Annotated in this window: 16 protein-coding genes; 1 reads left to right on the forward strand and 15 read right to left on the reverse strand. The window is 45.9% G+C overall.

All coding sequences use genetic code 11. The annotated features are described in order from the left end of the window. Positions 1 to 12: 12 nt before the first annotated feature. The 14 genes from uvrC to zapA form a co-directional block, all read right to left on the reverse strand. Positions 13 to 1,785 (reverse strand): excinuclease ABC subunit UvrC, encoded by a 1,773-nt coding sequence (gene uvrC / locus M1D98_RS13470; protein ID WP_435576460.1) that lies wholly within the window; start codon positions 1,783 to 1,785, stop codon positions 13 to 15. Between the two features lie 135 nt (positions 1,786 to 1,920). Continuing rightward, positions 1,921 to 2,235, reverse strand: a complete 315-nt coding sequence (gene trxA, locus M1D98_RS13475; RefSeq protein WP_003222500.1) for a thioredoxin — start codon at positions 2,233 to 2,235, stop codon at positions 1,921 to 1,923. Between the two features lie 324 nt (positions 2,236 to 2,559). Continuing rightward, the gene (abfB, locus tag M1D98_RS13480; RefSeq protein WP_268522141.1) at positions 2,560 to 4,047 is read right to left on the reverse strand and encodes an alpha-L-arabinofuranosidase AbfB; all 1,488 of its coding nucleotides are present in this window, start codon (positions 4,045 to 4,047) and stop codon (positions 2,560 to 2,562) included. Between the two features lie 213 nt (positions 4,048 to 4,260). Further along, on the reverse strand, positions 4,261 to 5,238 hold the full coding sequence (gene etfA, locus M1D98_RS13485) for an electron transfer flavoprotein subunit alpha (RefSeq protein ID WP_121643034.1): 978 nt from the start codon (positions 5,236 to 5,238) through the stop codon (positions 4,261 to 4,263). A gap of 35 nt (positions 5,239 to 5,273) precedes the next feature. Continuing rightward, complete coding sequence (gene etfB, locus M1D98_RS13490; protein ID WP_435576459.1) at positions 5,274 to 6,047, reverse strand: electron transfer flavoprotein subunit beta; 774 nt, start codon at positions 6,045 to 6,047, stop codon at positions 5,274 to 5,276. A gap of 14 nt (positions 6,048 to 6,061) precedes the next feature. Then, the gene (locus M1D98_RS13495; RefSeq protein WP_435576458.1) at positions 6,062 to 6,838 is read right to left on the reverse strand and encodes an enoyl-CoA hydratase; all 777 of its coding nucleotides are present in this window, start codon (positions 6,836 to 6,838) and stop codon (positions 6,062 to 6,064) included. Positions 6,839 to 6,852: 14 nt separating this feature from the next. Then, a complete protein-coding gene (gene fadR / locus M1D98_RS13500; protein WP_010329742.1) occupies positions 6,853 to 7,437 on the reverse strand; it encodes a fatty acid metabolism transcriptional regulator FadR in 585 nt (194 codons plus the stop codon). Between the two features lie 111 nt (positions 7,438 to 7,548). Continuing rightward, a complete protein-coding gene (locus M1D98_RS13505; RefSeq protein WP_456279642.1) occupies positions 7,549 to 9,237 on the reverse strand; it encodes an AMP-binding protein in 1,689 nt (562 codons plus the stop codon). Positions 9,238 to 9,434: 197 nt separating this feature from the next. After that, positions 9,435 to 10,787: an IS1182 family transposase gene (locus M1D98_RS13510; RefSeq protein ID WP_456279643.1), complete on the reverse strand. Its 1,353-nt coding sequence runs from the start codon at positions 10,785 to 10,787 to the stop codon at positions 9,435 to 9,437. A gap of 225 nt (positions 10,788 to 11,012) precedes the next feature. Next, entirely contained in the window at positions 11,013 to 11,417 is a 405-nt protein-coding gene (locus tag M1D98_RS13515; protein WP_003222485.1) for a DUF350 domain-containing protein, read from the reverse strand. Positions 11,418 to 11,431: 14 nt separating this feature from the next. Beyond that, positions 11,432 to 13,789 (reverse strand): endonuclease MutS2, encoded by a 2,358-nt coding sequence (locus tag M1D98_RS13520; RefSeq protein ID WP_456279644.1) that lies wholly within the window; start codon positions 13,787 to 13,789, stop codon positions 11,432 to 11,434. Positions 13,790 to 13,809: 20 nt separating this feature from the next. Continuing rightward, the gene (polX, locus tag M1D98_RS13525; RefSeq protein ID WP_121643038.1) at positions 13,810 to 15,522 is read right to left on the reverse strand and encodes a DNA polymerase/3'-5' exonuclease PolX; all 1,713 of its coding nucleotides are present in this window, start codon (positions 15,520 to 15,522) and stop codon (positions 13,810 to 13,812) included. Between the two features lie 72 nt (positions 15,523 to 15,594). Continuing rightward, complete coding sequence (locus M1D98_RS13530) at positions 15,595 to 16,128, reverse strand: CvpA family protein (protein ID WP_121643039.1); 534 nt, start codon at positions 16,126 to 16,128, stop codon at positions 15,595 to 15,597. Between the two features lie 6 nt (positions 16,129 to 16,134). Then, complete coding sequence (zapA, locus tag M1D98_RS13535; protein ID WP_010329735.1) at positions 16,135 to 16,392, reverse strand: cell division protein ZapA; 258 nt, start codon at positions 16,390 to 16,392, stop codon at positions 16,135 to 16,137. A gap of 133 nt (positions 16,393 to 16,525) precedes the next feature. On the opposite strand from zapA, the gene rnhC reads away from it, so the two are divergent. Then, positions 16,526 to 17,467 (forward strand): ribonuclease HIII, encoded by a 942-nt coding sequence (rnhC, locus tag M1D98_RS13540; protein ID WP_010329734.1) that lies wholly within the window; start codon positions 16,526 to 16,528, stop codon positions 17,465 to 17,467. A gap of 34 nt (positions 17,468 to 17,501) precedes the next feature. Here rnhC and pheT read toward each other — a convergent pair whose 3' ends face one another. After that, positions 17,502 to 19,916: a phenylalanine--tRNA ligase subunit beta gene (pheT, locus tag M1D98_RS13545; protein WP_456279645.1), complete on the reverse strand. Its 2,415-nt coding sequence runs from the start codon at positions 19,914 to 19,916 to the stop codon at positions 17,502 to 17,504. Positions 19,917 to 19,920: the final 4 nt, after the last annotated feature.

Consider the following 19,920-nt stretch of genomic DNA (forward strand, 5'->3'; position numbering starts at 1 on the left):
AAAAGGACAACACTATTTTTGCAATTTGTCGTAAAGGAGCTGAGCCGCCGCTGCCGGAACACCCGCTTTTTTGAGGTCCTCAAGGCTTGCTTCCTTCATTTTTTTAACCGAACCGAAATGCTTTAACAGCATTTTCTTTCTTTTCTCTCCGATGCCCGGGATGTCGTCCAAGACGGATTGAAACGCGCTTTTTCCGCGGATTTGCCGGTGAAAGCTGATCGCGAATCGGTGCACCTCGTCCTGGATGCGCTGCAGGAGGTAAAATTCCTGGCTGTTTCGTTCCAGATATACCGCCTCCAGCGGTTCCCCGATGAGTAAATTTGAAGTTCTGTGTTTTTCGTCTTTTGCTAAGCCGGCGATGGGAATATCCAGGCCTAATTCATTTTCAATAACATCCCTTGCAGCGTTGATTTGCCCTTTTCCTCCGTCAATGATGATCAGATCGGGAAGCGGCAGGTTTTCACGAAGCACTCTTGAATAACGCCTTCTGACGACCTCTCTCATTGAACCGTAATCATCCGGCCCTGTAACGGTTTTGATTTTATATTTGCGGTATTCCCTTTTGTTCGGTTTGCCGTCGATAAATACGATCATCGCGGAAACCGGGTTTGTCCCCTGTATGTTTGAGTTATCAAACGCTTCAATTCTGTGCGGGGTATAAATATTCAAGGCTTCACCGAGTTTCTGCACAGCCCCGATTGAACGCTCCTCGTCCCGTTCAATTAAAGAGAATTTTTCTTTCAACGCGATTTTCGCGTTTTTATGGGCCAGCATAAGCAGTTCTTTTTTCGGGCCTTTTTTCGGCTGGTGGACGTTTGTTTCCAGCAGCTGCTCAATCATCGATTGATCTACGCTGTCCGGAACTAAAATTTCCTTTGGAAGGAAGTGGTTGTTTTTTGAATAAAACTGCCCGATGAACGTAAGGAACTCATCATCAGCTTCCTGATAGAGCGGAAACATGCTGACATCCCGCTCAATAAGCTTTCCTTGGCGGATGAAAAAGACCTGCACACACATCCATCCCTTATCATATGCGTACGCGAATACGTCACGGTCGACTAAATCGTTCATCGTCATTTTTTGTTTTTCCATCGTTGAGTCAATATGGGCGATTTGGTCGCGAAGCTCTTTTGCCCGTTCAAACTCAAGATTCTCCGCAGCTTCCTGCATCTTCTCTTCAAGCTCTTTTTTGACATCATTATAGCCGCCCTTTAAGAAACGGGTAATGCGCTCAACCAGCTCTCTGTTTGTCTCTTCGGAAATGTCCTTTACGCACGGAGCGAGACATTGGCCCAAATGATAGTAAAGGCATACTCTGTCCGGCAGCTTGGAGCATTTTCTGAGAGGATACAGCCGGTCTAGCAGTTTTTTTGTTTCTCTTGCAGCCTGTACATTCGGGTACGGCCCGAAATAACGCCCCTTGTCTTTTTTGACATTGCGGGTGACAATCAGCCTTGGATGGCGTTCATGGGTAAGTTTTATGAAAGGATAGGTTTTGTCGTCTTTCAGCATGACATTGTATTTCGGATCATGCTTTTTGATCAAGTTCATTTCTAAAATAAGCGCTTCAAGGTTGGAGGACGTCACGATATATTCAAAATCCTCGATTTCCGTCACAAGCCTTTGGGTTTTCGCATCGTGAGAACCGGTGAAGTAGGAGCGCACTCTGTTTTTCAGCACTTTAGCTTTTCCTACGTAGATCACAGTCTGCTGCCGGTCCTTCATGAGATAACACCCGGGCTGATCAGGAAGGAGGGCGAGTTTTTCTTTCAGTTGTTTGTTCATCTATTACCCTTCCTTATATTTAGTCCTTTATTTCCAGTTTAACACGAACGTTTGTTTTTCTCTACGGTTCACAATTGGCGAATAAAAAAAGCGATCCCTCAATCGGAATCGCTCTGGCATGTAAGCAGCCGTAAATTAAAGATGTTTGTTTACAAGCTCTTGAAGCGCTTCTTTCGGTTTGAAGCCGACAGAAGTTTCAACAACTTCTCCGTCTTTTAACACAAGAAGTGTCGGGATGCTCATAACGCCGTATTTTCCGGCTGTTTCTTGGTTTTCATCCACATCGATTTTTACGATTTTGAGTTTGTCTCCCATTTCTTGATCCAGTTCTTCAAGAACAGGTGCAATCATTTTACAAGGTCCGCACCAAGGAGCCCAGAAATCAGCCAGTACGACGCCTTCGCTTGTTTCAGCTGAGAAAGATTGATCAGTTGCTTTTACGATAGCCATTATTGAATTCCTCCAATTGTGAATGATGATGTTTAGTATAGCATCTCCCATTCGTTCACGCTATTTTAATGCTTAGAAATTATTTTCTCCTGATCGCAATCGGTTTACTCATTTTTGTCTTGATGGAATGGGATATGTCTTTTTTCATTAAAACACAAATCTGATAATGGCCCCGATCACTACAATTGCCCCGATGATCATTAGAATGGTACGAAGCATAGAATAACACTCCTCTTTACTGTCATGTACTTTACCATGCCCTCCCGGAGCAATTTTCAAACATGAAAGAGAGCGCCGGCATGAAGCTCCGGCGCTCTCGCTTGGTTAAGAATCAGCCCGCAGCGTGAGTAAGACAACTGACATAGGCGGGAGTTTTACTTTCAGTTTGTTTTTGTTGAGCGTGTATTGGCTGAAAGATTCCGGTTTGACGTGATGAGGATCGTCAAACGTGTTATGGGCATTCATTTTTTCTGCCGTGAGAATGACTCCAGAATGGTCCGCAGTCTTGTCAACACCTCTCAGTTCAATCTCGGCCTCCGCTTTGTTTTGATGGTCAATGTTGCAAATCGTAATATTGATATCGCCTTCTGCATGTTTCGAGGCTGAAACACTGATTTGCGGCAGCGTTTCTCCCTTCCATTCATAGTCAGCAGACGTTGTTTCAGTGTCTAAAAGAGAAGCATCCTGGTGTACCTTAAACATATCAAATACATGGTACGTCGGTGTCAAAAGCATCCGCTCTCCCTCAGTCAAAATCATGGCTTGAAGAACGTTTACCGTTTGGGCGATGTTGGTCATTTGCACCCGGCGGCAATGCTGGTGGAAAATGTGGAAGTGAGAAGCCGCCACCAGTGCATCGCGAATGGTATTTTGCTGATAAAGGAAACCAGGGTTCGTGCCCGGCTCAGGATCAAACCACGTGCCCCATTCGTCAATAATCAGGCCGACCCGCTGCTCCGGATCGTACCGGTCCATAATTGTGCCGTGTTTTTGAATCAGTTCGTCGATATATTTGGCCTTTTTCATTGTAATGAACCATTCATCCTCTGTGAATTCTGTCGCTGACCCTTTGCCTTTCCAGAAATCACCCGGAATCGTGTAATAATGAAGGCTCAATCCGTCCATCAGGCCGGCGGCTTTTTTCATAAGCACGTCCGTCCAATTAAAGTCATCTACATTTGCGCCGCCAGCAATTTTATAGATTTCATTGCCGCTGTAATTTCGCACATAGGTTTGAAAACGCCGGTACAGATCAGCATAGTATTCAGGGTGCATGTTTCCGCCGCAGCCCCAGTTTTCATTGCCCACCCCGAAATATTTCAGCTTCCAAGGCTCCTCTCTTCCATTTTGTTTTCTCCAGTCTGACATTGGAGTGCCTTCTTCAAACGTCATATATTCGATCCATTCCGCCATTTCCTGAACCGTTCCGCTTCCGACATTGCCGCAGATATAAGGCTCGCATTCAAGCAGCTCGCAAAGCATCATAAATTCATGCGTTCCGAATTCATTTGATTCAACTGTTCCGCCCCAGTGCGTGTTAAGCATCGTCTTTCGGTCTCCGACACCGTTTGCCCAATGATATTCGTCTGCAAAACACCCGCCAGGCCATCTGAGGACAGGAATATGAAGCTGCTTGAGCGCTTCCAGCACATCCTTTCGTATTCCGTTTATATTGGGAATGCTCGAGTCTGTTCCGACCCAAATCCCCTCATAAATCCCTCTTCCTAAATGCTCCGCAAAATGACCGTATATATTTTTGTTAATCGTTCCTTTTACAATATCTGTCTGGATCACTGCTTGATGTTTAGACATGCCTGATCATTCCTTTCATACGAATATGAAAAGCACCACAGTCAAATATGTGATCTGTCTTTCGCCTGAGGAGTCCGCATGAATGTAAGCGCTTTTAAAGTAACGATATTATATATGTTCGTACATGTCAATGATATTTTTTATTACGTATCCATTTGTACGTATATATTTAAACATACAAAAACCCCGAACTTCAGCAGTTCGGGGTTTCCTTTACGAGTGTATATTTAATTGTTTGAATTCCTCAGTTAATAACGGAACCACTTCAAATAAATCGCCTACGATGCCATAATCAGCTATTTTAAAAATATCGGCTTCGGGATCCTTATTGATGGCGACAATGATCTTGCTGTTTGACATCCCGGCTAAATGCTGGATGGCGCCGGAAATGCCGCAGGCGATGTACAAATCCGGGGTGACGACTTTTCCGGTCTGCCCGATCTGGAGAGCGTAATCACAATAATCAGCGTCGCACGCCCCGCGAGAAGCCCCAACTGCGGCTCCGAGCACTTCGGCAAGCTCCTCTAGCGGCTGAAATCCTTCCTTGCTTTTGACTCCGCGGCCGCCTGCAACGATAATTTTGGCTTCGGAGAGATCAACGCCGTCCGTTGTTTTTTTCACAACCTCTTGGATAACGGTGCGGAGGTCAGTAAGAGAAACATCAAGGCTTTCGATACTCCCTGACCTGCCGGTGTCTTTTTCTGAAGCTTGAATGTTATTAGGGCGAATCGTTGCAAAAATCAGCGGATCGGTTGATATGACGCGTTCAAATGCTTTCCCCGAGTAAATCGGCCGTGTGAATACGACATTCTCTCCGGCAACGCTTACATCAGTAGCATCAGAAATTAAGCCTGTTTGCAGCCGGGCCGCGAGCTTCGGTGAAAGGTCTTTGCCCATTGCTGTGTGCCCGCATATGACTGAATCGGGTTTTTCTTGGCCAATAATGGCCCTCATGACCTGGCTGTATCCGTCTGCCGTGTATGCTTTCAGCTTCGGACCCTCGGCTGTGAGAACTTTATCGGCTCCGTAATGGATAAGCTCCTGTGCAAGGCTTTGAGCATTTTCTCCGATCAAAACACCGATGACTTCTCCATCACCTGAGATGGTTCTTCCTGCAGCTAATGCTTCAAAGGTGACATTCCGCAATTCCCCATCGCGAATTTCTCCAAGTACGATCACTTTTTTTCCCATTCTAACATCCCCCTGTTTCTTTGAATGTCCAAGCTTTACATGACTTTAGCTTCGCTGCGGAGCAATGAGACGAGCTCTTTTGCCTGTTCGGCAGGCTCACCTTGGAGAAGCTTCCCGGCTTCTTTTTTCGGCGGAAGAAAACGCTCTATGGTTTTCACTTTTGGTTCGGCATCCTCTTCGTCAAGATGAAGATCATCTAGCTCCAGCTCTTCAAGCGGTTTTTTCTTGGCCTTCATAATTCCCGGAAGCGATGGATAACGCGGTTCGTTTAAACCCTGCTGAGCTGTGACAAGCAATGGGAGCGTCGTTTTGATCTTCTCAACATCCCCTTCAACGTCTCTTTCTGCTTCTGCATCAGTGCCGTTGATTTCGAGTTTGGTGATCGTCGTGATGCACGGAATATCCAGCAGCTCGGCAAGCCGAGGGGCGACTTGTCCTGACCCTCCGTCAATGGCAACATTTCCGCCGAGAATCAAATCAAACTCCTGATCCTTCATATAGTGGTATAAAATTTGAGATAAAGAATATTGGTCGGGTTCCTCGAGATCATCTTCTATGTTGATTAAAACGGCTTGGTCACATCCCATGGCAAGCGCAGTGCGCAATTCTTTCTCCGCTTCTTCGCCGCCGACAGTGACGGCGGTGATCGTGCCGCCGTGCTTTTCCTTCAGCTGGATGGCTTCTTCTATCGCGTACTCATCGTATGGATTAATGATCCATTCCGCTCCGTCGTCCTGAATCTTTCCTGCTTCAATGACGATTTTTTCTTCTGTGTCAAACGTCCGTTTCATCAGTACAAATAGATTCATGATCATATCCCCTTTTATTCGCCTTTGAACTGAGGCTTTCTTTTTTCGAGAAATGCCTGGATGCCTTCTTTGGCGTCCTCTGACTCAAATGCTTCACCAAACCGCTTTGCTTCAAGCTTTAAGCTGCCATCATAGGAATACACCTTGTTTGAGTAAAGAAGCTCAAGCAGTGATGCCAGCGTTTGCGGGCTTTTTTCTGCAAACTTAGCGGCAAGCGCTTTTGCTTTTTCAAGCACTTCTGCTTCATCCTTCGCTCCAATTGAAACAAGTCCGAGATCAAGCGCTTCTTTTCCGGATATCGGTTCTCCGGATCCAATGAGCTCTAATGCTTTGGCTATCCCGATATATCTCGGTAGACGCTGTGTTCCCGCAAAACCCGGAATGATACCGAGGTTAAGCTCAGGGAGCCCCAGTTTGGCATCTTCCGCGGCGATTCTGATATGACACGCCATCGCCAGCTCAAGTCCGCCCCCAAGTGCAGCTCCGTGAATCGCCGCGATAATTGGTTTAGGGAAGCCTTCAACTCTTTCCATCAGCTGCTGGCCGCGCTCAGCCAGCAGTGAGGAATCCTCATTGCCTTTAAGCGATGTAAATTCTTTAATATCAGCGCCGGCTGAGAAAAATCTTCCCTCACCGTGAATGATAATGGTTCGTACGCCTGCATCTGTCTCACATTGATCTAGACAGGAGGACAGCTCTTCTAATATCCGGCTGGAAAGCGCATTTGCCGGCGGATTGTGAATCGTCAAGACTGCCACAAATTGATCAACCGCCAGTGATATTGCATTCATAGGACAGAACCCCTTTACTTATTATGAATTCCGGACACCAACAATTCTAAAACGCTGTCGGATAAGGCAGCGAGATCGTACTTTTGGTCATTCATCACCCAAGTTGTCACGGTTTCGTCAATCGTTCCAAAAATCATCTGCCGGGCGAGGCGGACATCGAGGCCTTTTTTTAATTCGCCTGATTGTATGCCTTCCGTCAAAATGCCATCCAAAATATTTAAGTAGCCCTTTAATATTTCATTGATTTTCTGGCGCAGCTCCAAGTTGGACTGACGGAGCTCAAGCTGAGTGACAATCGCGAGATTATGGTCATCCGCTAAAAGAGTAAAATGCTTTGAAATGACAAGCGCCAGTTTTTCTTTGGCTGTCTTTTTTTCTTTGATGCCCTCTTCCATCCGCTCAATAAATTGGCCCATTTTTTCTTTAAATAGAGAAATTAAAATGTCTTCTTTATTTTTGAAATAAAGATAGATGGTGCCGTCCGCTACTCCGGCTTGTTTGGCGATTTTGGACACCTGTGACTGGTGGTAGCCGTTTTCCGCAATGACTTCTACTGCTGCATCAATAATCTGCATATACTTTGGCCGTTTTTGCTTCAATGTTCATCGTTCCTTCCTATAGAAATGAATGACTATTCATTCATATTTTTATGATAAGAAGGATTTTCGGCTTTGTCAAGTTTATTCATAGATGTTCTCTTTTTTCTTATGTCATTTGTGATTAATATGATGATTTTCAGCATCTTCTTCGAGTAAACGCCTTCTTAAAATTTTCCCTACCGCCGTTTTCGGCAGCTCTTTTCTGAACTCATAGGCTTTCGGCACCTTGTAGGGAGCGAGACGGGATCTCGCAAAAGCGTCCAGTTCTTCTGTATCGGCTTTTGCGTCTTTCTTTAACACGACAAATGCTTTTACTGTTTCTCCCCTGTAGGAATCCGGCACACCGGCAACGACAATTTCCTGAATGGCATCATGTTCATAAAGCGCTTCTTCGACTTCACGCGGGTAAATATTATAGCCGCCGGCGATGATGATGTCCTTCTTCCTGTCGGCAATATAGAAAAAACCCTCTTCATCCATATAGCCCATATCTCCGGTGAACAGCCAGCCGTCTCTCAGTACAGCGGCGGTTTCCTCTGGTTTGTTCCAATATCCTTTCATGACTTGCGGGCCTTTGACAATGATTTCTCCATGCTCATACGGTGCGGCAAGCTCACCCGTCTCTTCTGAATAGATCGCTGCGTCAGTACCCGGCCAAGGACAGCCAATACTGCCCGGCTTGTTTTTCCCCCAGATAAAATTGGAGTGCGTCACAGGGGATGCTTCAGACAAACCATAGCCTTCCACAAGCTTTCCGCCAGTCACTTTTTCAAATTGCTGCTTTACCTCCACAGGGAGCGCGGCTGATCCGCTAAGACAGCTTTTAATAGATGACAGATCATAGTGCTGCAATTCGGGGTGATGCAAAAGGCCAATGTAAATTGTCGGTGCTCCTGGAAAGAGCGTCGGTTTTTGCTTGTCGATGATTTTAAGCGTTTCGAGCGGGTCGAACTTAGGAAGAAGAATCATTTCGAAGCCTTGCTTAATCGAATAATTCATCACTGCCGTGAGCCCGTAAACGTGAAAAAACGGTACAATGGCAAGCACTTTTTCAGCGGCTTCCTCTACATCGTACATCCAAGCCGTGCACATTTCGGCATTGGCCAAGATATTCCGGTGTGTAAGCATGACCCCTTTGGGAGCCCCCGTTGTTCCTCCAGTATACTGAAGAACAGCGATATCATGCTCAGGCTCGATCTTCGGGATTGTCACGAGCTCCATATTTTCCTGCTTCACGCTGGAGGCAAACGTGTGAATGTGATCATTTTTGTCAAAATCGATGTGCACTTTTTGTTTTTGTGTCAGCGGGTAAAGAATATTTTTCGGAAAAGGCAAATAGTCTTTTATGCTGGTTACTAAAATTTGATCCACTATTGATAACGTTTTCATTTTTATTGCCTTCGGAAAAAGCAAATTTAAGGTGATGATCACGCTTGCCCCAGCATCTCTCAACTGGTACTCAAGCTCATGCTCGGTATAGAGCGGATTCGTCTGGACCACGATGCCGCCGGCAAACAAGACGCCATAATAAGAAATGACTGATTGCGGGCAATTGGGCAGCATAACAGCCACTCTGTCTCCTTTTTGCAGGCCATTGGACTGTAAAAAAGCTGCGAGTTTAAGCGCATCCGTCAGAATGTCATGAAAGGTGAGTTTTTTTCCATAAAACGTTACGGCGGTTTTGTCAGGGAATCGTGCGGCGGAGTCTGTCAGGATGGATTGCAGGGTTTGGTTCGGCAACGGAAGATCATGCGGAATTTCGTCGGGATACTCGGCAAGCCAAGGCTTTTGAGACTGCATAAAACCTCCCCTTTCGGTTTTAGAGTTCCACCCTATCATTATAGCAGATGGACGGCAAAAAAAAGAAAAAGAAAGGTAAATCTTTCTTTTTCTCAGCTTGTAGAGAAAACGACGTTTTTTCTACAAGCTTTTTTATTTTGTGCTGTTTCTTTAGATTTTCATTAGGTTTCAAATACAGAAAAAGAGCTCCCACATACCTAGCCCTGCTTGGCTAGGTATGTGGCAATCTTCTTCATGTTCTGGCATGCGGCTGTGAGGAGAACTTGTTCACTCACATTCCGTTTTCCCCTCAACCTGCAATAGCGAAGCCCATGCAGCTGTTTTGAATCTGCAAAGCTTCGCTCTATTTTTTCTTTTCTTTTTTTATAGAGGGTTTTTCCTGAAACAGACAAGCGGTTTTGTCTGACCTTTTCTTTATGGTCCTCCCATACATGCCGGGTGATGATCTTCTGGCGGTTCTTTGATCTTGTGCATTGTTCAAGCAGTGGGCATGCGGAACAGGTTTCAGGATTTGATTTATATGACCGGTAGCCTTTTCGGTCAGTTGTTGAGTATGTAAGTACCTGCTGGTTCGGGCAAATGTAACGGTCTTGTTCACTGTCATAATGAAACTTCCATTTTGGAAACAAGCCCCTAGTAGGGTGATATCGTCTATGGGCAATAACGCCAAAAATATGGCGGTCGGCTAATCCTTTACAGATCGGAGTCGTTAAATAACCAGAATCAAGAGCGACAGCTTCTACTTTAAAATGAAAACGTGCCATTTGGTGATCCAATCGGTCAAGATAAGGCACAGAATCATGGACATTTCCAGGCGTAACATAGGCGTCGGTGATAATGTTATGTTTCATATCCGTTGTTCGGTGATCTAAGTAAAAGAAACCCTCCGGTTTGTTTTCGCGATACATATAACCACTTTCCGGATCAGTGGTACTGTGGCGGATCTCTTTTTCAGCTTTCACCTCCTCTTTGGCCGGTAATGGCTTTTTTCCGTGCTCCTCCCGATCTTCTTGAATGGCTTCATTTAAATCTTTGATATAGTTTTGTGTATCCTGTTCAATCGTTTTTCTTGTGTATTTGTGTTTGTTGGCATTGGCTTTCAGATGAGTTGAATCAGTGAAAAGGACACGTCCGCCCACCATATCATGATTGATGGCCTGAAGAACGACCTCATCAAAAATGTCTTGGAAAATCGTTGTATCTTTAAAGCGTGTGCGTCTGTTCCAGCTGATGGTGGAGTGGTGCGGAACTGGGTCATTGATATTCAGGCCCAAAAACCATCTGTACGCCATATTGTAATAAATTTCTTTTTCAAGCTGTCTTTCTGAACGGATACCGTAGAGGTAGCCGATAAACATCATTTTGAATAAAATCAGCGGGTCGAGTGAGGGGCGGCCTTTGTTTTCGCTATAGTAAGGCTTAACCTTTTCAATGATAAAAGAGAAGTCTATGTGTTTATCAATTTTTCGAAGCAAATGATCCTCTTCGACGAGTTGGTCAAGCAGAACAAATTCGGCTGCATTTTGAGAAGAATTTCTTGTGTGGAACATAAGAAAGACACCATCCTTTTTAGTCTTTCTTTTATTTTATTACACGAGAATGGTTATTTTAAGGAAAAATAAAGGCTGTCGAGATTTTCTCGACAGCCTGAGAAAAAGAAAGGTAAATCTTTCTTTTTCTCATGATACGAACAGATAAATAAGACCGATTAACAAAAAGATTCCCGCCGCGGCGAGGAGTACCTTTGCAAGCTTTTCCATCGATTCTCCGTCCCCTTATATTCCGGCTGCCACCACAAATGAAAGCCCGACAGAAATGACAAATGAAATAAAACCGACAGCCCGGTTATCATTTTCGATTTCCTTATCAATTTTAAACCGCGGAGTCAAAAACTCAAAAATAAAGTAGCTGAGCAGAAGCATGACAAACCCGTAAACGCCCCAGCCGATCATTTGCAGCAGAGAATTGTGCTGGGAAATGGAATGCTGAAATACGTTTGCGATTCCTAAAATTTTTCCGCCGGTCGCCATTGCCACCGCAAGATTTCCTTTTTGAATCTCTTCCCAGTTTTTATAAGCTGTCACCAGCTCAAACACAGTCAAAAAGAGGACGAGGCAGAGAACCGCGACACTGTAATACGCCGCGATTTCCACAAGCTCGTTTTCCCAAAAATCACTCATGGCCATACTCCCTTTTATTTTAGTTCAACAACCGTAACGCCTGATCCTCCCTCACCTGCTTCACCGAAACGGGAGCTTTTGACGCTGCGATGGTTTTTCAAAAGATCCTGCACGCCTTTTCTTAAAGCGCCAGTTCCTTTTCCGTGGATGATTGACACTCTTGGATATCCCGCTAACACTGCATCATCCAAGTATTTTTCAACACGGCTGAGGGCATTTTCATAGCGTTCGCCGCGAAGATCAAGTTCAAGCGATACGTGATAATCCTTTCCTTTAACAGCCGTAATGATTTTTTCTTTTTTGGGTTCCGGAGCTGATTTGATAAACTCCAAATCTTTTTCTGTTACTTTCATTTTTAAAATGCCGATTTGGACATTCCATTCACTGCCGCCGGTTTTTTCAAGCAGTGTTCCTTTTTGTCCGAAGGTGAGGACTTTCACCTCATCACCAGGCTTGAAATCGCGTTTTTGCGTTTTCGGTTTTTCCGGTTTTTTGGACTTTTCAAAGGTAGGAACTGCGCCTTCTAGCCGTTTCTTCGCGTTGATCAGTTCGTGATCCTTGAAGGATCTGTGTTCTTGTTTGATTGAGCGCAATTCGTGAATAATGTCTTCGGCTTCTTTCGTTGCCGCTTTTACTTTTTCAGCCGCTTGCTGTTCAGCCTCCTCGAGCATTTTGTCTTTTTTGCTGTTGAGCTCGATGATTTGCTGCTGTAGCTCTTTATGCAGCTTATCTGCTTCTCTTCTGATAGCCTCCGTCTCAGAAAGCTCTTCTTCCGCACGTTTTTTGCTTTGTTCCAGCGACGCAATCATCGTATCGACTTCGTTGTGCTCGGCCGTCATTTCTGATTTCGCCTGCTCGATGATATGGTCCGGGAGCCCAAGGCGTTTTGAAATTTCGAAAGCGTTGCTTCGTCCCGGCACACCAATTAACAGTTTATAGGTCGGCGACAGCGTTTCGATGTCAAATTCGACGCTCGCGTTCATGACGCCTTCTCTGTTATAGCCATACGCCTTTAATTCCGGATAGTGCGTGGTGGCTAACACTCTTGCATTGGTGCGATGCACGTCATCCAAGATGCTCATGGCAAGGGCAGCCCCTTCTTGCGGATCTGTCCCTGCGCCCAGCTCATCGAAAAGGACCAGGCTGTTTTCATTGACCTGTTCTAAAATGCCGACAATGTTCACCATATGGGACGAGAACGTACTTAAGCTTTGCTCAATCGACTGTTCATCACCGATATCAGCGAATACATGCTCAAATACTGCCGCTTCTGATCCTTCATCTGCCGGAATATGAAGACCGGATTGTGCCATTAAGGTTAATAGGCCTAATGTTTTAAGGGTGACTGTTTTCCCTCCGGTGTTTGGTCCTGTAATGACCATGGTTGAAAAATCGCCGCCAAGCTCAATATCATTAGCAACCACCTGTTCAGCCGGAAGCAATGGATGGCGGGCTTTTTTCAAACGAACAAAGCCGCTGTCGTTCATCAGCGGTTTTGTCGCTTTGACCGCTTTAGCGTATCTTGCCTTTGCAAAAATAAAGTCAAGTGTCTGCAGCACGTGCAAATCTTGAAAGAGCTCTTCTATGTGTTCCGCCGTTTGCTCTGTCAGCATGCGCAAAATCCGTTCAATTTCTTGTTTTTCTTTCACTTTCGCCTGCTGAAGCGAGTTGTTCATATCGACAATCGCCTGCGGTTCAATGAACAGTGTCGCGCCAGAGGAAGAGGTATCGTGCACAATTCCCCCGTAGCTCGATCTGTACTCTTGTTTGACTGGAATCACAAAGCGGTCATTCCGAATCGTAACAATTGTATCAGACAGCATTTTTGAAGCGGAGGAGGAACGCAGCATTGACTCTAACCGGTCTCTGATTCTCGATTCGAGTGTCCTGAGCTGTGTGCGGATTCCTCTTAATGTTTCTGACGCGTGATCAAGCACTTCTCCGTGATCATCGATGCAGGAATTAATGTCCCGCTCTAAATCGGACAGCGTAATCAGCTGTTCCGCATGCTGATGGATCAGCGGAATGTCGACACCGTCTTCAGCCATTTGGCTGATAAAATGTTTCATTTGTTTCACTGCGTAAAGCAGGCCTGAGATTTCAGTAAATTCTGCGGGACTGAGAACGCTGCCGATTTCCGCCCGTCTTAACGCACCTCTGATATCAACAAGGCCGCCAAAAGGCGCCTGGCCTCTTAGGCGGATAATGGCAGAAGCCTCGTCTACTTCATCCAGCTGTTTTTTGATTTCGTCTATAGAAGCAGAAGGCTGAAGCGCGAGTAACATCTCTTTTCCGAGCGATGATGCGGCGTGCTCAATCACCTGTTCTTTCACTTTATGAAATTCGAGAGCTGATAATACTTTTTGCTGCACGATTGTGTGAGCCTCCTTACTTAATCGTTGCGCTTCAGGAATGCCTCTACGTCTTCAAGCGATCGGGCATTCAGAACGTTTTTCGTTTCCGTCCATCCTTTGCGCGCGGCAGTAACGCCGGTTTTCATATCGTCTAACATTTCAATGTTATGGGCGTCGGTATTAATGACCAATGTAACCCCTTGTTCAGTTGCTTTGATTAAATGCTCTGTGCGCAGATCGAGACGCGCAGGGTTGGCGTTGAGTTCTAGCGCCGTATTTGTTTTCTTCGCAAGCTCAATCAGCTTGTCAATGTCGATTTCATATCCGGCTCGTCTGCCGATCAGGCGTCCAGTCGGATGTGCGATAATGTCAACATGCTTGTTGGCCAGTGCCGTCTCAAGCCGTTTCATAATGACGTGTTCCGGCTGATTAAAGCTGGAATGAATCGATGCAATGACGATATCCATGTCTGCCAGCACGTCGTCATCATAATCAAGCGTGCCATCAGGCAGGATATCCATCTCGACGCCTTTCAAGATCCGGAAATTCTCGAATTCCGCATTGAGCGCGTCAATTTCTTTTGCCTGCTGCTTGAGTCTTTCTGCAGTCAGCCCGTTGGCGACCTTTAAATATTGCGAGTGATCGGTGATCGCCATATATTGATAGCCTTTATTCATGCATGCTTCAGCCATCTCTCTGATCGAAAACGCGCCATCGCTCCACGTGGAGTGCATGTGGAGATCTCCTTTGATGTGCCCGGGCTCTATCAATTCAATGCTGTCGCTGTAGGTTTCCACTTCTTGCCCGCTTTCGCGGAGCTCCGGCGGAATCAGCGGCAGTCCGAAATGCGCATAAAATTCACGTTCACTCGGGAATGTTTTGATGTCTCCGGTTTCAACTGTCTCGACGCCGTATTCACTGATTCGCTCGCCGCGTTCTTTGGCGATTTGGCGCATCTTAATATTGTGATCTTTTGATCCTGTAAAATGATGCAGTGTTGTCGGAAACTGCTCTTCCGTAACAAGACGGAAATCGACGCTTGTTTCATATTCAAAGGAAAGAATGACAGACACCTTCGTATCTCCGCTCGCGATGACGCTTTTGATGTTTGGCAGTGCAAGAAGCTGCTCTCTTACTTCAGCCGGGTGATCTGTGGCGATGATATAATCCAGATCCTTCACCGTTTCCCGGGCTCTGCGGAGACTTCCGGCACGAGAAAACTTGATGATATCTGTAAATTGAGAAAGATGCTCCTCAATGTCCCGGGCGATCCGGAGGGCGTAGCCGATCGGGAACCGTTCAGGCTGTTTTCCGGCTTCACCGAGCGCCTGTAATATTTTTTCTTCTGATTTTTTGCCGAAGCCCGCAAGACCTTGTACCTTTTGCTGTTCACAGGCTTCTTTCAGGGATTCTGCATCATGTACGCCGAGCTCCTTATACAGCTTTGCGATTTTTTTGCCGCCGAGCCCCGGCAGCTTTAATAATGGCACGAGCCCTTCCGGCACTTCTTGCTGCAGCGCTTCGAGCGTACTTGACTTTCCTTCATCTATATACTCTTTTATGACGCTGTACGTTCCTTTTCCAATGCCGGACAACGACATGATATCGTCCATTTCTGATAAACTGCGGTCATCCTGTTCCAGGGCTGCCGCTGCTTTTCGGAAGGCGGATACTTTAAACGGGTTGTCCCCTTTGAGTTCCATATAGACTGCAATGGTTTCAAGCAGCCGGATAATATCTTTTTTATGCATTTCATAACCCCCCAGATGTTCGCATATGTTTCCATCATACTTGAAAAAAACTTCTCCGGACAAGAGAAGTTTTTATGCTCCGTACTGTGTCCACAGCTCTTCTAAAAGCCCTGACAAATACGGTGTATGGTTAATGATCACATTTACCAGAGACGATTGCCCCATCATTTGCTGTAAAGCATCTACCGGTAGCACGGATGCGACATACAGCAGCACAAATGTAAATAAATAGACTTCCAGAAAACCGAGCACGGCGCCCAGCACTTGGTTGATTTGTTTAATGACCGGAATGCCCGCTACAATACTCAAGAATGAGCCTATGATTCTCAGTAAAATTTTCGCGATAATAAATAAAATGATAAACGCAATCGCATTATAGTAGGCTGCTTCCAGATTTCCCGTAAAAAAAGAAAGAGCAGGCTGTCCCGCTGAGAAGTCGGGCGCGGGAATCCACTTTACATGGGGCGCCACATCTTTATAAAATAAAGCCGCAAAGGCGATCGATAAAATAAAGCTCGTCAGGCGGATAAACTGCAAAATAAAACCGCGTTTTAATCCCAGTAAAGTCCCCATCAGGAGCAAGATTAAGATGATGATATCCAGCATAGTTGTTCAATCCTTTTCTTTAAGCTGACGCTCCAGTTTCTCATATTTCTCTTGTAATTTGACATAATCGTGCACCACATTTACAGCTGTCAGCACTGCAAGTTTATTTATATCAAGGTATGGATTTTTTTCATTGATTTCTCTCATTTTATCATCAACAATTCCGGCGACATACCTCATATGGGCTTTGCTTTCTTCACCGATCATCGTGAAGTGCTGGCCGTAAATGTCAACGGTTGTTTTTGTTTTTTTGCCGTCAGACAACGTTTCTCCTCCATTCCGTGAGAATCCTAGTACTTATCATAACACGTTTATTAAATGAATGGAAAGACGAGCCTCCCGCTGTTATGATACACTGGTAGATACAGCGAAAAGTGTAAAAAAAGGAGATTATTACGTGTCCCATTCTGTGATAAAAGTATCGTTGTCTGCTATTGACCAAATGAAAACGACATACAGCGGTTCGCTTACTGCTTCTGTTCCGCAGGGAGCTGTTTTTCAGGCGAAACCGCCAGGCTGTACCATTACAGCATACCAATCCGGCAAGGTCTTGTTTCAAGGCAAAAACGCAGCGGCAGAATCCGCACGCTGGGGAACAGCAGTGCCGCAGGAAAAGAAGAAAACGTCCAAAAAGCCGGCCGACCCCCGCTACGCCCCTCCGGCAAATATCGCCGGAATGTCTATTATCGGCTCTGACGAGGTCGGAACCGGAGATTACTTTGGCCCGATGACGGTTGTATGCGCGTACGTCGACAAAACCATGATTCCTTTAATGAAAGAACTCGGTGTGAAGGACTCTAAAGACTTAAAAGACCCGCAAATCATCGAGATTGCCCGAAATCTGATCAAAACCATTCCGTACAGCCTGCTGGTCTTAAAAAATGAAAAGTACAACAGCATGCAGGAAAAAGGCATGAGCCAAGGGAAAATGAAAGCATTGCTTCACAATCAAGCCATCACCCATTTGTTGAAAAAAATGGACGGGGTAAAGCCTGAAGCCATTTTGATTGACCAATTCGCTGAGCCCGGCGTCTACTTCAATCATTTAAAGGGCAGAGACATTGTGAAGGAGCGGACCTATTTCAGCACGAAGGCTGAAGGCATTCACTTGTCAGTCGCCGCCGCTTCCATCATTGCGAGATATTCGTTTTTAATGGAAATGGATAAACTGTCGCGTGAGGCAGGAATGACACTTCCGAAAGGGGCAGGCCCGCACGTGGATGAAGCGGCCGCCAAGCTGATCCTTACAAAAGGGGCCTCCGCTCTCAGAACCTTTACAAAACTCCATTTTGCCAATACGCAAAAAGCGCAACGCCTTGCTGATAGAAAACGTTCATAGAAAAAGCTTGCAGATTTCTCTGCAAGCTTTTTTCTTAACCTCTCAAAACAGCCTGATACGTGTCTTCCAGCGCTTTCAGCACTTTGCTGTGGGCCTTTGTCACTTCTTCTTCAGTCAGTGTTTGTTCAGGGTTGACATATTGAAGGGAGAAAGCGACTGACTTTTTGCCTTCCTCCATATGCTCGCCTTCGTATACGTCAAAGACGGATACGTCTTTCAGAAGCTTGCCGCCAGCCTCTTTAATCACGCTCTCGAGTTGGCCGCTTGTGACAGATTTATCTGTGACAAGCGCGATATCACGTGTCACAGACGGATATTTTGGAATCGCCGTGTAAATAAGCGGCGCTGTATCCGCTGCGAGCAACGCATGAAGATCAAGCTCAAACACGTATGTCTCTTTGATATCCAGTTCTTTTTCCAATGAAGGATGGACTTGGCCGATGAAGCCGATAAGAGAACCATTCAATAGAATGTTCGCTGTTCTGCCCGGGTGCAGCTGTTTGCGTTCAGATTGAACAAATTCAATGCTGTCAAGGACATTCAATTTGTCTAACAGTCCTTCCACAATGCCCTTGGCGACAAAGAAATCAACTGGTTTTTTCTCGCCCTGCCACAGCTGCTTGCGCCATAATCCGGTAACAGCTCCTGCCACGCGTTCTGTTTCAACAGGTTTTGTATCCTCTTCCTTTGTCAGGAAAACGGAGCCGACTTCGTACAGTGCGACTGAGTCCGTCTGTCTCGCCAAGTTGTAAGAAACGGAGTCAAGCAGATTCGGAACAAGACTGTGTCTGAGAATGCTTCTTTCTTCACTCATTGGAAGTGCAAGCACAGTGTTCAGTGATTTTTCAATTGCAAACGCTGCCGCTTTCTTCTCGTTTGTCAGTGAGTAAGTGATCGCTTGTGACAAGCCTGCGCCTTCAAGAAAACGTCTGACTTTACGGCGTTTTGCCTGATATGGCGTTAATCCGCCTGTTGTTCCCGCTGTCTCAGGAAGCGTTGACGGAATGTTATCGTAGCCGTACAGTCTTGCGGCTTCTTCAATTAAATCCTCTTCGATTGTAATGTCACCGCGGCGTGATGGAACTGTCACAACGAGAAGTTCATTCGCTTCACCGACAGTAAAACCTAGACGATTGTATATGCTGATCAGTTCTTCTTTGCTGATTGTCATGCCGAGGACGCTGCTCACTTTGTCAGCAGAAACATGAATGTTATTCGCTTCGATTGTCAGGTGATCTTCTTCAACCGTTCCAGCGAGCACTTCACCGCCGGCATACAGATGGATTAGCTGTGCAGCCCGTTCTGCCGCAAGACGTACGCGCGCCGGATCGATGCCTTTTTCAAATCTGACGCTTGATTCACTTCTCAGACCAAGATCTTTGGAAGCCTTGCGAACCGTCTGTCCGTTGAAGTACGCAGCCTCAAGCAAAATCGTTTTCGTATCTTCCTGAACCTCTGACTCTGCTCCTCCCATGACACCGGCAACGGCTTGCGCTTTCGTTCCGTTCGTAATGACAAGGTGATCGGCAGACAGCTTACGTTCTTGATCATCAAGGGTTACGATCGTTTCATTTTCAGCTGCTTTTCTAACTACAACTTCCTTGGAGCCGAATCTGTCATAATCAAAGGCGTGAAGCGGCTGTCCGTATTCCAGCAGGACAAAGTTTGTGATGTCAACGACATTGTTGTGCGGGCGAATGCCTGCATTCATCAGCTTCGTCTGCATCCAAAGCGGTGACGAAGCAATCGTGACGTTTTTAATGATTTTTGCAGTGTATAGCGGGTTCGCTTCTTGATCTTCGACTTTGACAGCGATGTAATCAGACGCTTGCTCTGATGCTGCCGGATAATCAGTTTGCGGAAGTTTTACCTCTGTATCTAAAATTGCCGCAACCTCGTAAGCAACACCAAGCATGTTCATGGCATCCGCGCGGTTTGGCGTTAAACCAAGCTCAAGGATCGCATCATCGAGCTGCAACGCCGCTAAGGCATCGTTTCCTGTTTCAGCGTCATTCGGGAATACGAAAATGCCTTCCGCATACTCCTGGGCCACTAGTTTGCTTTCAATGCCAAGCTCCTGCAAAGAACAAATCATGCCGTTTGATTCTTCACCGCGAAGCTTTGCTTTTTTGATCTTGAAATTGCCCGGCAGCACCGCTCCGACTGTTGCAACTGCGACTTTTTGTCCTTTATCCACATTCGGCGCGCCGCAAATGATTTGTACAGGTGCTTCCACTCCGATATCCACAAGGCACTTATTCAGCTTATCAGCATTCGGATGCTGCTCGCGCTCCAGCACATGACCGATGACAACGCCTTTGACGCCCTCTCCTTTGTATTCAATTCCTTCAACCTCAATGCCGGCTCTTGTAATTTTTTCAGCAAGAACCGCCGGGTCCATGCCTTTTAAATCAACATAATCCTCTAACCATTTATAAGAAACAAACATCCTA

The organism is Bacillus sp. K7 (assembly GCF_053903245.1).

Bases quoted from the DNA above. Each gene is read 5' to 3' on its own strand.
- M1D98_RS13530 (WP_121643039.1), bottom strand. From the start codon at position 16,128: ATGCTGGATATCATCATCTTAATCTTGCTCCTGATGGGGACTTTACTG.
- trxA (WP_003222500.1), bottom strand. From the start codon at position 2,235: ATGGCTATCGTAAAAGCAACTGATCAATCTTTCTCAGCTGAAACAAGC.
- etfA (WP_121643034.1), bottom strand. From the start codon at position 5,238: ATGGGAAAAAAAGTGATCGTACTTGGAGAAATTCGCGATGGGGAATTG.
- M1D98_RS13515 (WP_003222485.1), bottom strand. From the start codon at position 11,417: ATGAGTGATTTTTGGGAAAACGAGCTTGTGGAAATCGCGGCGTATTAC.
- M1D98_RS13495 (WP_435576458.1), bottom strand. From the start codon at position 6,838: ATGAATGCAATATCACTGGCGGTTGATCAATTTGTGGCAGTCTTGACG.
- abfB (WP_268522141.1), bottom strand. From the start codon at position 4,047: ATGTCTAAACATCAAGCAGTGATCCAGACAGATATTGTAAAAGGAACG.
- polX (WP_121643038.1), bottom strand. From the start codon at position 15,522: ATGCATAAAAAAGATATTATCCGGCTGCTTGAAACCATTGCAGTCTAT.
- uvrC (WP_435576460.1), bottom strand. From the start codon at position 1,785: ATGAACAAACAACTGAAAGAAAAACTCGCCCTCCTTCCTGATCAGCCC.
- M1D98_RS13510 (WP_456279643.1), bottom strand. From the start codon at position 10,787: ATGTTCCACACAAGAAATTCTTCTCAAAATGCAGCCGAATTTGTTCTG.
- pheT (WP_456279645.1), bottom strand. From the start codon at position 19,916: ATGTTTGTTTCTTATAAATGGTTAGAGGATTATGTTGATTTAAAAGGC.
- etfB (WP_435576459.1), bottom strand. From the start codon at position 6,047: ATGAATCTATTTGTACTGATGAAACGGACGTTTGACACAGAAGAAAAA.
- M1D98_RS13505 (WP_456279642.1), bottom strand. From the start codon at position 9,237: ATGCAGTCTCAAAAGCCTTGGCTTGCCGAGTATCCCGACGAAATTCCG.